Source organism: Novosphingobium sp. TH158, from assembly GCF_002855555.1.
Lineage (GTDB): Bacteria > Pseudomonadota > Alphaproteobacteria > Sphingomonadales > Sphingomonadaceae > Novosphingobium.
In genome coordinates, this window is record NZ_PKRT01000001.1 from 1,845,376 (window position 1) to 1,858,677 (window position 13,302).

The following is a 13,302-nucleotide window of genomic DNA, read 5'->3' on the forward strand; positions in this document are numbered from 1 at the left end:
ATTTGCCCCTGCTTGGCAAGCCAATTGGGACCACCTGTGCCGACAGCGCACGCGGTCAGAGGATTTCGCGAACCTTTTCCTGCGGGCGGCACAGCCGCACACCCTTTTCGGTTTCGACGAGCGGCCGTTCGATAAGCGCCGGCTGGCTGGCCATGGCGGCAAGCACCTCTTCGTCGCTGGCCTGCGGCAGGCCGCGGTCTTCTGCATCGGTTCCGCGCAGGCGCAGGCCCTGCTGCGGACTGATGCCGGCATCGCGATAGAGCTGGGCAAGCTTTTCCGCGCTCGGCGCGTTCTTGAGGTATTCGACGACCGTCACCTCAACCCCCGGGCTTTCTTCCAGGATCGCCAGCGTCTTGCGCGAAGTTCCGCAATTCGGGTTGTGCCAGATGGTCGCCTTCATCGTGTCCTCAATGTTCCTGATGCCCGGCTATCGCCGTGACGATTGCCCTAGCGGTTCGTCGCAAGGGCCGCAATTTGATCCTTGTCAATGAGAACGATTCGCATTAGCGGCACTCTCGTTATTGCGAATAATTCTCATTAAGGACTTCTACATGTCATCTCCTTCCAAGCTTTCGCCAGCCATCCTGCGCCTCACCTGCGCGATTGCCGCCCTTGCGGCCGCGCATCCGGCCATGGCTGAAGAGGCAGCGGAAGGCGCTGGCGAGGAAGGCCCCTCGATCATCGTCTACGGTCGCCCCGAAGGCTACGACATCAAGAAGACCCCTACCGCCACCAAGACCGACACGCCGCTGATCGACGTGCCGCAGTCGGTCACCGTGCTCAGCCGCGAACAGCTCGACGATCAGGGCCTCGAACAGCTTGGCGAGGCGCTGCGCTATGTCCCGGGCGTGGTTCTGGGCCAGGGCGAAGGCCATCGCGACCAGGTGACGCTGCGCGGCCAGAATTCGACGGCCGACTTCTTCCTCGACGGCCTGCGCGACGATGCCCAGTACTATCGCCCGCTCTACAATGTCGAGCGCGTCGAAGTGCTCAAAGGCGCCAACGCCATGATCTTCGGTCGCGGCGGTGGCGGCGGCGTGATCAATCGCGTGTCCAAGGTACCCGAATACAACGAGACGATCCGCAAGGCCTCCGCCGGGGTCGACAGCTTCGGCGCATGGACGATTGCCGCCGATCTTGGCCAGCCGCTGTCCGATACGGTCGCCGTGCGGCTCAACGCCACGCATGAGGAATTTAACAACCACCGCGATGCCTACAAGGGCCACTTCACCGGTGTGACGCCGGAAATCGGCTTCCGTCTGGGCGATCGCACGCAGGCCCTGCTGTCCTACGAATTCGCCGATGACGACCGGGTGACCGATCGCGGTGTTCCTTCGCTTTCGGGGGCGCCGATCACCGGACAGGACGATACCTTCTTCGGCGATCCGGCAATCAACCGCAGCACGGTCGAAGCACATATCGCCCGCGCCCGGCTGGACCACGAATTCTCCGACGCCTTCAGCGCCAACCTGCAGTTCCAGTACGCCAATTACGACAAGTATTACGCCAATATCTATCCGCGCAGCGCCACGGCGACCACGGTGACGGTGGAAGGCTACGAAAGCTGGACCGACCGCGAGAACCTGGTCGTGCAGGGCAACCTGCTGGGCAAGTTCGAAACCGGGCCGCTGCGTCACAAGGTGCTGATCGGCTTCGAAGCCATCGACCAGACGACCGATAACGGGCGCACCGATGCGAAATTCGGTGTCGGCGGCACTGCCAACACGACCGTGGCCATCACCCGCCCGCTGGCCCTGCCGGCGATCGCCTTCGGCGGCAATCCGCGCTCCACGCATTCGGACGTACGTTCGCTTTCCGCCTATATCCAGAACCAGATCGAGATCGGCGATCACGTCCAGGTCGTCGCCGGCCTGCGCTATGACGATTTCCGCATCGCCACGGTCAACCGCATCAACAACTTTGCCGCCGAACGCACGGACGGCAAGTGGTCGCCCCGCGTGGGCCTGATCCTCAAGCCGCAGGGCAATGTCTCGCTGTACGCCAGCTACGCGATCAGCTTCCTGCCGCAGTCGGGCGACCAGTTCTCCGTGCTCGACGCGACGACCGCGACGCTGGCACCGGAAGAGTTCCGCAACCTCGAAGCCGGGGTGAAGTGGGACATTACCCCCAGCCTGGCTTTCACCGCGGCTGCCTATCGGCTTGATCGCCTGAACACCCGCGCCACCGATCCGGTGAACGGCAACACGGTGCTGACCGGCAAGAGCCGCGCCACCGGTTTCGAGGCGGCGCTGATCGGGCAGGTCACGCGCGATTTCCAGCTGACCCTGGGCTATGCCCTGCAGGAAGGCGAGATTCGCGCCACCACCACCGCGGCTCCGGCTGGACGCACCCTGGCACAGCTCCCGCGCCACCAGTTCTCGGCCTGGACGCGCTATGACGTGACACCGAAGCTTGGCCTGGGACTGGGGCTGATCCACCAGTCCAGCTCGTTCGCCACCATCAGCAATGCCGTTAACCTGCCCGCTTTCACCCGCATCGATGCGGCGGTGTTCTACAAGGTCAACGATGCGCTCCAATTGCAGCTGAATGTCGAGAACCTGACCGACGAGGACTATTTCCCCTCGGCCCATACGGACAACAACATCTCGACCGGCAAGCCGCTGAACGCGCGCCTGACCGCGCGGGTGAAGTTCTAAAGCGACTTGAGCGCGGGGACGGGGCCGATCTGCGGGGCCGGCTCCACCCCGCGCGCAATGCGTCCGGCCCGCTGCACGGCGCGCACCAGCCGCGGATAGGTGCCACAGGGACACAGGTTGGTCAGCGCCGCGCGGATCTCCGCCTCGCCAGGATCGGCGTTGCGGGCCAGCAGCGCGACCCCGGCCATGACGATGCCCGGTGTACAGAAGCCGCACTGGATTGCCCCTTCCAGCAGCAAGGCCTGCTGCATCGGGTGCGATGCATCGCTGGAAAGCCCCTCGATCGTCGTCACGCTGCGGCCTTCCGCTTCGGCCAGCGAAAGCGTGCAAGCGGCAACGACCTGGCCATCGACCAGCACGTTGCAGGCACCGCAGGTTCCCTCGCCGCAGGCATATTTCGCCCCGGTCAGGTTCGCGCCGTCGCGCAGCGCCCAAAGCAGCGGGGTCTGCGGGTCCATCTCGAAAGCAAGCGGATTGCCGTTCACGGTCAGGCTGGTCATGGAACCAATGCCTATACGCTCCCTTCCCCAAGGGGAAGCTTGTCAGCGCGCAGGCAGGCGCTAGCCTGTCTGGAAACGGGAGAGCCGAGGTGGATACGGCAGAGGAGCGCGCGCAGTTCACTGCGCTTACCGAAGGCACCCAGGCCGACTGGATGATCATCGCGCGCGAGATGATCCGGTTCGGCGCGGGGCTGCCAGACCGGGTGATTGCCCACCTGAAGCTGCTGGATGGAGACCATGGCGGCTTCCCCATCGACCGGCTGCAACACTGCCTGCAAACCGCCACCCGCGCGCACCGCGACGGGCGGGACGAGGGCTATGTCATCATGGCGCTGCTGCACGATATCGGCGATACGCTGGGAACCTACAATCACCCCGATATCGCCGCCGCCATGATCCGGCCTTTCGTTTCGCAAGAGCTGCACTGGATCTGCGAACAGCACGGGGCCTTCCAGGGATATTACTTCTTCCATCACCTGGGCTGGGACCGCAATGTGCGCGACCGCTTTCGCGGTCATCCCCATTTCGAAGCCTGTGCGGAATTCTGCGAGAAATACGATCAGGCTGCCTTCGATCCGGCCTATGACACCGCGCCGCTGGAATTCTTCGAACCCATGCTGCGCCGGGTCATGGCCCGCCCGATCAACGGGATCTATTCGGCAATGTCGCAGGCGGAGTGAACCGCGCGCGCCAGTCTCGCAGGCCCGATGCTTGCGGCATGGCATTGCGTAACTCGCCCAGTTCCTGCTCGACCCGCCTTGCCCGTGTTTCGGCGCGATCATGGTGCGGGCCGGGAAACAGGTCCGCCAGCCCGCCGCCGCGCCGCCGGAGGAAGCCCGGTGCCACCGAGGGATCATAGCCGGCATTGGCCATGAGCCATGCCGCCAGCCGGTCCGCCTCGCGCTCGGTCTCGGCAATCACCGCGCGCGCGCGGCCCGCTGCGCGCCGCCGTGCCTGATGATCGAGCACGACATGCGCCAGTTCGTGCGCCAGGACAAAAGCTGCCTCATCGTCGCTGCGAGTCTCGGAAAGCAGGGCGCGGCTCATCACCACGACATTCGCCCCGGCCTCGGCCCCCTTGCCGCTGGTCGCCAGTTCGAAATGGGCGTGGCAGGCAGGTGCACCCGAAAGCGTAACCGTCCGCCCGCCCAGCCGCAGCGTCAGTTCCCGTCCCGCGGACAGGGCAGCCTCGATCTCGTCGTGCAGGAAGTTGAGGCGGACCTGCGCTTCGGGAGAGATGCCATCGGCAATGACTGCCGGCGGTTTGCCATCAACTGCCTGCAGTTCCTCACCGGCGAGGATACCCGCCCGGGCGGCAGGCGACCTCGGCGCCACGGCCTGGACGGCAAAATCGCCGGTCAGCCGCATGGCCGAACGGATGTTTGCCGGAACGTGATAGGCCGCCGCATCCAGCAGCAGCAGGCCCGATGCCCCGCGCACGTCGGCACAGAACGGCGCATTGGCGGCGGCGAGGCGATAGCCGATGGCGTTGATCTGCGCGTCGTCCGCCTGCAGCGCCCGAAAAGCGGCCACCAGTCCGGGGGAAGGCTCTGCGGCGAGGACCGGTGCGGCGAGGACCGGTGCGGCGAGCAGCGCAAGCGATAGTGCGATGCCGCGCATGGGCTGGATCAGCTGGCGTCCTTGATCGCCGCTTCCAGCCGCTCACGCCCGACCGCGCCGGAAAGCAGCGCATTGCCGACAACCCAGCTGGGCGTACCGTTGAAGCCGAGCTGGCGGGCCAGTTCGATATTGCGGGCAAGTTCGGCTTCGACGCGCGGATCGGCCAGAACCTTCTGCGCGCGCGCCATGTCCAGCCCGGCAGCCTGTGCAGCGGCCTGGATCGTGCGGGCATCGGGCTTGCCGGCAGCGAACATGGCGTGGTGGAACGCGGCATACTTGCCCTGCTCCGCCGCAGCCATGCCCATCTTGGCGGCATCGGCGCTTTCGGGCGAAAGGATGGGCAGCTGGCGGATCACCACCTTCAGGTCCGGGTTGGAGCGAACCAGTTCTTCCACATCGGCAACGCTCTGGCGGCAATAGGTGCAGCCGAAATCGGTGAACTCCACCAAGGTCACCTTGCCATTCGGATTGCCCAGAACCTGCCCCGGCCAAGCCTTTTCCACATCGCCCCGGATGCCGGAAAGCGCGCTGGCGTTTTCCTTCTTCTGCAGCGCTTCCATCGCCTTGGGCAGGACTTCGGGATTGGCGATCAGGTAATCGTGAACAACCTTTTCGATCGCCGCGCGATCGGTGCCGGAAAGGCCGGCCGCCGGATCGACCGAGGACCGCCACTGCTGCCAGCCCCAGCCGAGGGCAAGCCCCAGCACGATGCAGGCCAGGGCAATGGCCCATGTGGGGCGGCGGCGGGGCGTGGTGTCGGCTTGGGTCATGAAGCGGGCCTAGCGGCGCTTGCGGCCGCGTTCAATCGCAGCGCGCGCCTGCATGGCAATATCCTGTGCGCGCAACCAGTCGGCCGAGCCCCGGGGCAGGCTGGCCTCTGCCGCCTCGGCATTGCGCAGGGCCTCGGGATAGCGCAGCGTCATTACCTGCTGTTCGGCACTGGCAAGCTGCGCGCGCGGGGTATCGCCATTGGCCGCATAGACCACGCCGAGCTGGTACCAGGCGTAGGGATTCTCGCGATCGCGCGCCACCGCTGCCTTGAGCACGCGCTGTGCCTCGGCAAGGTTCTTCGGATCCTCCGTGGCGACCAGCGCATGGCCGAATGTCGTGGCGATCAGCGGCTGGTTGGCGGTGATTTCGGTCGCGCGCCGCAGATAGCCCAAGGCGTCGGCCGGCCTCCCCGATTCAAGCAGGATCTGGCCCTTGAGCTCGAGGAAATAGGGATCATCCGGCGATTGCTTGAGCAGGGAATCGGTTTCCGCCGTCGCCTTGTCGAGGAAGGCGTCCTTGTGCCAGGCATAGGCCCGGGCATAGCGCGCCGGCACCGAATTGTCGGTCAGCGGATAAGCCGCGATGGTCTGCTGCGGCTTGGCGAGGTAGCCGAACAGCTTGGCCTTGATCCGCTTGAAACGCGCCTCCAGCGCCGGATCGGACGGCGTGTTCCAGGCCGGATCCTTCTCGTAAGTACCCTGCAAGTTGGAAATACGATCGCTTTCCAGCGGGTGTGTGCTCATGAAGTCGGCCAGGTCTTTCTGGCTGTAACCGGCACGATAGGCCTGGTTGGCCAGCTTCTTGAAGAATTCGATCGAGCCCCGACCGGTGATCCCGGCTTTCGACAGGTATTGCGCGCCCGCCGCATCCGCCGAACTTTCTTGTGCCCGCGAAAAGGCGAGGTACTTGCCAAGCGCCAGCTGCTGCCCGGCCATGATCACGCCCATCGCCGCTTCCCCGCCGCCGGCTGCCGCCGCCGCAACGCCCAGCAGCAGCGAAAGCAGGCTGATGCCGCTGGCTTCCTTTGCCCCTTCGCTGCCGCGGATCACGTGGCCACCGGTGATATGGCCCAGCTCGTGCGCGATCACGCCCTGCACCTGGTTGGCGCTGTCGGACGCGTTGATCAGGCCAGAGTGGATATAGACCGCCTGCCCGGCGACGACGAAAGCGTTGATCGAGGGATCGTTGATCAGGACGATATCGACGTTGTTCGGATCGAGCCCGGCGGCGACCACCAGCGGCCGTGCCATGTCGCGGAACAGCGCCTCGGTCTCGGCATCGCGCAGGATCGATTGCGCGGCGGCGGTCTGCACGCAAAGCAGGGCGGCTATGAAGGCCGTGAAGATACGGGAAAGCCAGCGCATGGCTGCGTGTTGAAGCCTCGATCCGATGAACCGGGGCTTAAGTAGCGCGCAATTGCGCAAGGCGCCATGTCCGAAACCGGACACGGCGCCCCGCTCGCATTCAAAATGTCGAAACCTGCTCTCGGGTCAGCCGACCAGCCGCTTGGCCGCACGTTCGAACAGCGGCTCGTCATCGGCCACCTCGCCTACCAGCAGCACCTGCCCGTCGGTCATGCGGCGCACGAGGACGAGAGCGAATTCATCGCCGTCTCCGGTGATCGCGCCCAACGGCTGCGGCGCGATCTCGCGCAGCCGGCGGACCAGTGCCTCGCGCGGGGAATCGCGGCGCGTGCCGGCTTTGCCGCTTTCTTCGCGGCGCAGGCGGCGTTCGGCCTGGACCACGCCCTTAAGGCCGCCGGGAGCCTGCGAAAGGAAGGCGGCGAGCCCGCCCCTGCCGATCCCCTGGCGCTGGGCGTGGGACATGGCAGAGGCATATTCGGTAAGGCGCGTCTTGTCGTAGTCCGCGCCGAAGACCAGCTTGACGATCGGCGTGAAGGGTGCGCGCTCCTGCATGGTGAGGCCGGCATCTTCCAGCAGTTCGCGGAAGTCTTCCGGCTGTTCCTGCGCGGCCAGGGCAAAGTCCCAGGCCCGGCCGATGGCGGCATAGAGCGCCTGCCGGCTGCGGTCTTCGGATCCCTGCGCCGCCTGCGCCAGCTCGCGCGCAGCCGCAAGGCAATCGGCCAGCGACTGGTCATCGCCCCCGGCATCGCTGCCGAAGACCGGCTCCGGCCAATCAATCGAAGGCTCGCTATCGTCGTGATAGGGAACGGTAAGCTCAAGCACGTCGCCATGGCCGAAGTCTGCCGGGCCATCGGCCCAGTCGGTCAGCTGGTCCGCCTCGCGGTGCGTGCGCGGTTCGAGTGCGCGGTCGATCTCTGCCAGCAGCGCTTCGGTGGTCTGCTGGTCGGCCAGTTCCTTCCAGTTGATCACGCCGTAGATCAGGTCGATGCCATTGCTGTCGAGACCGCCCGAGAAGGGCAGCAGGATGCCGCGATAAAGGATTGTGCGGCCCAGCGTGTTGACGAATTCGGCCTCGAATCCGATCGGCGCCTGGTTGGCGTGGATCTGCATGTAGTGATCGGTGATGCGCGACAGCAGCGAACGGCTGGGCACATCGGAAAGGGTGCGGATATCTGCGGCAGTGGCGCCGCATTCGTCGGCCAGGGCCGATCCCAGATACCGGATGGCCGGATCTTCCAGCCCTTTGGAGAAATCGAGCAGGACGCTGAAGGGATCGAAGTCGGGCAGGCTGCCCGTGGCAAGGTCGGCAATGACCGGAAACGTCCGGTCCTGCAGCAGGCTTGCCCAGTGGTTGTAGGCCCGCACCTGCAAGCGGCGCTCGTCGGTGCCGATGACCGCCGGGGGCGCATCGTGGCCGATCTCGTCCTCAGCCGGATCATAGGAATCACCGTGGCCGGAATGGCCGCCGAAATCCCCGCGCAAGCTGTCCATTGCGTAAAACCCCCGTATCTGACGGAAGGTGTTCTGGCGCATCGTGGTTGATTAAACGTTAAGTTGTGCGGGTTTTGGCGCGACTTTGTTCAGCCGGCCTCGATGCGCCCTTCATGCGGCTTGGGCAGCGGCGCCAGGAAAGGGAATGCGACCAGCACCAACAGGAGCCAGCCCGCGGCCAGGAACAGCGCCGTCGAAAGGCTCAGCAGGTCGGCCAGGGTGCCCCAGCCCCAGGCCCCCAGCGCCATGCCGCCGAAGGTGACCGCCGAATAGGTCGAAAGGCAGCGCCCCAGGATCGCATCCGGCGAGCGGAACTGCATGGCGACGTTCAGGGTGGTGAGGCAGGCCGCCCAGCCTATCCCGGCCGAGAAGGCCAGCGGCAGGGCCTGCCAGACGTGATCGAGCAGCGGCAGCACGGCAAGCGGCAAGGCAAATCCGAAAGTGCCCATGGCAACCACGCGCTCGGTTCCATAACGCCGTCGCAGTTGCGGCAGCACCAGCGATACAAGGATCGATCCAAGGCCGAAGGCGCATAGGTTCACCCCGAAATCGAACTCGCTGCCATGCAGCCTTTCGCGCACCACGACGGGGATCAGCGCCTGGTATCCCGCAATGCCGAAGCCGATCACGAACCCGCGCAGCAGCACCTTGCGCAGCGGAGACGATGTGAAGCAGAACTGCAACCCCGCGCGGATCGAGGGCAGTATCGGCTGGCGCGCGGGGGTCGGCGCTTCCGGCCGCCAGCGCCACAGCACCCAGATCATTGCGATGAAGCTGACCGAGTTGAGCGCAAAGGCGGCGGCAATGTTCGACAGGGAGATCAGCAGCCCGCCCACCGCCGGCCCGATCGAGCGGGCAAGGTTGAAGGCAATGGTGTTTAGCGAGATGGCCTGCGGCAGGTCTTCCGGCCCGACCTGCACCCGGACCGAGGCCTGCCAGGCCGGAGAATTGAGCGCCGTACCGCAACCTAGCGCGAGCGTCAGCACCAGCAGGGCGGTCGGCCCGATCATGCCTTCGAAGGTCATGGCGGCCAGCACTGCAGAGGCGAGCAGCATGGCGATCTGGGCGGCGAGCATGACCCGCCGCCGGTCGAAATTGTCGGCAATGGCACCGGCAACCAGCCCCAGTGCCATGATCGGCAGGGTTACCGAGCTTTGCACCATGGCCACGAGCCGGTGCGAACCGGTAAGGTCTGTCATCAGCCAGGCCGCGCCGACCGACTGGACCGAAGAGCCGATCGCGGAAAACAGGTTGGCCGTCCAGATCGCCCGGAAGGCGCTATGCCGGAAGGGAGCGAGCGTGCCGCCCGTTGCCATCAGCGATGCCCGCCAGCCGCTCAATGTCCTGTCCGATCCGCCACGACCCTGCGATGAAGCCCGCAACCCGCCCGGTCAAGCCGGAGGAGCGATTGCGACCATTCCGGGGCTATCGGCCTGCCGCCGCCTTGCCGCATTGCAGCACCTGTGCTTGAACTTCAGCAAATGCGACACCATCCGCCAAGCCCTTGCATTTCCATCTGCCGCATCGATCGGACCACCGGCTGGTGCGAAGGGTGCAAGCGCACGCTGGATGAAATTGCCGACTGGCCGATGCTTTCGGCCACGCAAAAGCGGGCCGTGATCAGCCAGCTTGCCGGCCGGGGCGCAGGTTCCGCTGCTTGATCAGCCGCGCCGGGTTGCCGGAATAGACGCCATCTGCCTCGGCATCCTCGAACAGCACGCCCCGTGCGCCGAGCACGGCCCGGTCTCCCATCGTTACGCCAGGGCCGACGAAGGCTTCCGCCGCAACCCAGCACTGCTTGCCGATCGCAATGGGCCGGAAGACCAGCTGGAAATCCGGATCGTGGATATCGTGCGTCGAGGCACACAGGTGCGCGCGCTGCGAAATCACGCTGCGCGCACCGATCGCGATGTGGCCCTGATTGTAAATGCGCGCGCCGGGACCGACGAGGGCGTACTCGCCAAGCTCGAGATTGCCGGGCCACCAGATCGCGACCGAGGCGTGGACCCGCGCACCCTTGCCAACCCTGGCACCGAACATCCGCAGCACGAGCCGCCGCCAGCCGTGCAGCGGTGGCGGGGTGAAGCGCGCGAGCACCAGCCATGCCGCCATCCAGGCAATGCGTGCCAGCCGGTTGCCGAGCGAGAAGCTGGGTCCGCCTTCGAGCGGCTTGGTCTGGCTGGCATCGAGCAAGGTCATCGCGGCGTCCCCCCGGCAAGCGCGCCGGCATAAGCTGCGCCCCACCGCGCGGCAACCGCCTGTTCCGAAAAGGGGCCCGCGGCAAGGCGAAGGGCCGCCTCTGCCATGTTGCGCCACTGTGCGGCATCAAGCGCCAATGCCGTTTCCACCGCGCGGGCAATGGCGGCAGGATCGAAGCCGCTGTCCAGCGCCGCTCCAGCCGCGAAGCCTTCGGGCAGGTTGCACTGGGTGGTCATGATCGTTGGCCGACCTGCCGCCCATGCCTCCAGCATGGCCATCGGCAAGCCTTCGCTGTGCGAGGGCAGGACCATGAAGCGCGCGCCTTCGATCAGCGCCCGCTTGTCGTCCCCGAACAGGGCGCCGAGGAATTCGATGCTACCGTCACTTGCGGCAATGGCCGATTGCAGCGCGGCAACATCCGCGTCGTCGCCCCAGCCACCGATCCGCAAACGGGCACCTGCCGGCTTGCTGGCCCTGCTCCAGCCTTCGACCAATGCAACGAGGTTCTTCTTGGCATGGATACGCCCGAGATAGGCCACGACCGGCGGCGGCAATTCGCCGGGGTGATCGCCGGCTGGCGGGCCGGCATTGGGGATGATCAGCACGTCCTGGCGGCCAGCTTCGCGCGCGATGTCGCCCGCCTCGGCCTCGGTCAGCCCATGCAAGGCCCAGGCACGCGACCATGAATTCCGTTCGTACCCCGCACGCGCGAGCGCCTTTTTCCAGCGCCCGCGAGCGGTGATCCAGGGGTCGAGCATGCCATGCGGCGAAACGATATAAGGCTTTCCGCTCGCGATCGCCCAAACAGAGCCCGCCCGCGATGGGTACATCCAGATGCCGTGAAGGTGCAGCAGATCGAGATCGGCAGCGATCAGGCGTTCGACCAGGCCCGGCGCGAAGCCGATCTGGCGGGGCCCCCAAACAGGCAGGGCTTCGACCTGCACCGCGCCGAAACGGTCACGATCACGCTCAGTGTCGCCGTCTTCGAGCGCGAAGACTCGCGGCCTGCCGCCAAGGCTTTCGATCAGCCTGGCCTGCGCCACGACCGCTTCGAACACACCCCCGCCCTGCCGCGATGCCGAGGCGGTCAGCAGTCCGATGGTCCGGCCATGAAGCGGCCCCTTCATCCGCCAACCGGGTTGCGGGCGCGACCGGCAAGCGCCAGCCTGCGGCGGCGCACGGCGGGTGGCAGGTCTGGCCCGGCGGGGGCGGCGGGCACCGCGGGCGATACAGGAGCGATCGGATCGGCTTCGGGGCCATCGGGCATTTGCCGTCTGCGCTGACGCGCCTTCATCGTGGCCCATTGCCGCAGGTCGGCAAGGCGCGGCACGCGGAAATACCGTGCAACCATCAGCCAGACGAGCATGGGCGCCATGTAAACCCCGGTCTGCTTGACCATCGTGAGCAGCGATCCATCGCGATAGGCCAGGACAAGTGAGGCGATGAAGATCATGTAGGCCGCGGTCTTGATCGTCGACTGATCGCTTTCCCAGTAGCGCCGGTAGACATAGCCGAGGACGTGGCCCCACAGGCCGCACCAGATAATCACGCCAAGCCACCCCATGCTGAGCCAGCCCATGCCCGGCAGCGAACTGGTCATCCCGATGGGCGAACCATATTCCCAGAGGCGAACCCGCATGATCGGCGCGCCGATGGGCTTGCCGGGCCACAGCACGCGGGGCACCGGTTCGGTGAAGATCTGCAGGTTGTTGAGGAAGTAATCGTAAGTGCCGGACCGCTGCGGAACGACCCATACGATATATTCGAAGAACTCCATGTTGGCGAGGTCCATGGTCTCCATGAACTTGGCATGATCTTCGCCATCGACGAAAACCTCCTCTGCCTGCTGGAGGCCAATTACTTCACGCAGCGATTCGCCGCGGTCTTCGCCAATCCAGTTGAACAAAGCTGCAACCGCGGCTCCCGCCAGCGCCAACCGAAGGGCCGGATAGCGAATGCGCTTTTCGTAAAGGTAGAAGAGAAGCAGCATCACGAGTGCGGCAACAAACGGCCCGCGCCCGCCCATTGAGCCGCGCATGATGACAAAGGTGATCATCGGCAGCAGCGACACCAGACGGAAACGCCCCAGCCAGGCGATCACCGCGCACATCGGTGCGAGCATCAACTGGGCATCGGTGAGATACCCGTTGGACTTTGTATTGATCATCGTGCCCGTGCCGCGATCCAGCACGATCCCTTCATAAAGCTGCCCGGAGAAGTTTCGTGCCAGCGAATAGACCGCAATCGGGCCACAGATCGCCAGCACCCAGACGAACAGCTGCGTCAGACGCTTGCGTTCCTCCAGGGTCAGGCGATCGGCCCGGAAGCTGACCGGCACGTTGCCGGAGCGCAGGCAGAAAAACGCAAACGAGGCAAAGCCAAGGTTCGCCGCTAGGATCACCGTGGTCTTGTCCCACAGCGTGGGCATGAAGCCATAGCCGCGATAGACCGAATTGTACTCAAGCAGGACGGCGAGGATCGGCCTGATCACGAAAATCAGGAAGTGAAAGGCCGAATAGAGGGTGAGCGGATGGAAAAGGCTGAACGCCTGGTGACGCACGAAAAAGACGAGGATCGACAGGCTCATGATGAACCCGAATCCCAGCGCTAATTCGTACATCCCTGTCTCCGGTCAGGATCGACTGCCGTCCCCGCTCAATTCATAGCCATCTGGCGGCACTTTCGCCAACCCTTGTTAAG

13 protein-coding genes are annotated in these 13,302 nt (G+C 65.4%); 3 read left to right on the forward strand and 10 right to left on the reverse strand.

The window, feature by feature from the left end; all coding sequences use genetic code 11:
* Positions 1-55 precede the first annotated feature (55 nt).
* Complete coding sequence (arsC, locus tag C0V78_RS09110; protein WP_101797424.1) at positions 56-400, reverse strand: arsenate reductase (glutaredoxin); 345 nt, start codon at positions 398-400, stop codon at positions 56-58.
* Between the two features lie 151 nt (positions 401-551).
* Between arsC and C0V78_RS09115 the strand changes: the two genes are divergently transcribed.
* Positions 552-2,657, forward strand: a complete 2,106-nt coding sequence (locus C0V78_RS09115; protein ID WP_254049872.1) for a TonB-dependent siderophore receptor — start codon at positions 552-554, stop codon at positions 2,655-2,657.
* Here C0V78_RS09115 and C0V78_RS09120 read toward each other — a convergent pair.
* Positions 2,654-3,157, reverse strand: coding sequence for a (2Fe-2S)-binding protein (locus C0V78_RS09120; protein ID WP_101797425.1), 504 nt, complete (start codon positions 3,155-3,157; stop codon positions 2,654-2,656). The two genes, C0V78_RS09115 and C0V78_RS09120, sit on opposite strands and share 4 nt — an antisense overlap.
* 152 nt (positions 3,158-3,309) lie before the next feature.
* Between C0V78_RS09120 and C0V78_RS09125 the strand changes: the two genes are divergently transcribed.
* Positions 3,310-3,837, forward strand: coding sequence for an HD domain-containing protein (locus C0V78_RS09125; protein ID WP_101798287.1), 528 nt, complete (start codon positions 3,310-3,312; stop codon positions 3,835-3,837).
* Here C0V78_RS09125 and C0V78_RS09130 read toward each other — a convergent pair.
* The 5 genes from C0V78_RS09130 to C0V78_RS09150 all read right to left on the reverse strand — a co-directional run bounded on the left by C0V78_RS09130 (position 3,800) and on the right by C0V78_RS09150 (position 9,743).
* Positions 3,800-4,777 carry a M48 family metallopeptidase gene (locus C0V78_RS09130; protein ID WP_101797426.1) on the reverse strand — a complete coding sequence of 326 codons (978 nt, stop codon included), beginning with the start codon at positions 4,775-4,777 and terminating at the stop codon, positions 3,800-3,802. The genes C0V78_RS09125 and C0V78_RS09130 overlap by 38 nt on opposite strands.
* Before the next feature lie 8 nt (positions 4,778-4,785).
* Positions 4,786-5,547 (reverse strand): DsbA family protein, encoded by a 762-nt coding sequence (locus C0V78_RS09135; protein ID WP_101797427.1) that lies wholly within the window; start codon positions 5,545-5,547, stop codon positions 4,786-4,788.
* 9 nt (positions 5,548-5,556) lie between these two features.
* Positions 5,557-6,912, reverse strand: coding sequence for a M48 family metalloprotease (locus tag C0V78_RS09140; RefSeq protein WP_101797428.1), 1,356 nt, complete (start codon positions 6,910-6,912; stop codon positions 5,557-5,559).
* 126 nt (positions 6,913-7,038) lie between these two features.
* Positions 7,039-8,403 (reverse strand): hypothetical protein, encoded by a 1,365-nt coding sequence (locus tag C0V78_RS09145; protein WP_101797429.1) that lies wholly within the window; start codon positions 8,401-8,403, stop codon positions 7,039-7,041.
* Positions 8,404-8,492: 89 nt separating this feature from the next.
* Complete coding sequence (locus C0V78_RS09150) at positions 8,493-9,743, reverse strand: MFS transporter (RefSeq protein ID WP_254049873.1); 1,251 nt, start codon at positions 9,741-9,743, stop codon at positions 8,493-8,495.
* A gap of 141 nt (positions 9,744-9,884) precedes the next feature.
* On the opposite strand from C0V78_RS09150, the gene C0V78_RS09155 reads away from it, so the two are divergent.
* The gene (locus C0V78_RS09155; protein ID WP_101797431.1) at positions 9,885-10,064 is read left to right on the forward strand and encodes a DUF1289 domain-containing protein; all 180 of its coding nucleotides are present in this window, start codon (positions 9,885-9,887) and stop codon (positions 10,062-10,064) included.
* Here C0V78_RS09155 and C0V78_RS09160 read toward each other — a convergent pair.
* Genes C0V78_RS09160 through C0V78_RS09170 form a run of 3 tightly spaced genes read right to left on the reverse strand, consistent with a single transcriptional unit; the run spans position 10,024 to position 13,222 of the window.
* On the reverse strand, positions 10,024-10,602 hold the full coding sequence (locus tag C0V78_RS09160; RefSeq protein WP_101797432.1) for a putative colanic acid biosynthesis acetyltransferase: 579 nt from the start codon (positions 10,600-10,602) through the stop codon (positions 10,024-10,026). The two genes, C0V78_RS09155 and C0V78_RS09160, sit on opposite strands and share 41 nt — an antisense overlap.
* Complete coding sequence (locus C0V78_RS09165; protein WP_101797433.1) at positions 10,599-11,729, reverse strand: glycosyltransferase; 1,131 nt, start codon at positions 11,727-11,729, stop codon at positions 10,599-10,601. Before C0V78_RS09165 ends, C0V78_RS09160 begins: the two co-directional genes overlap by 4 nt.
* Positions 11,726-13,222, reverse strand: coding sequence for an O-antigen polymerase (locus tag C0V78_RS09170; RefSeq protein WP_144039865.1), 1,497 nt, complete (start codon positions 13,220-13,222; stop codon positions 11,726-11,728). Before C0V78_RS09170 ends, C0V78_RS09165 begins: the two co-directional genes overlap by 4 nt.
* Between the last annotated feature and the right edge of the window lie 80 nt (positions 13,223-13,302).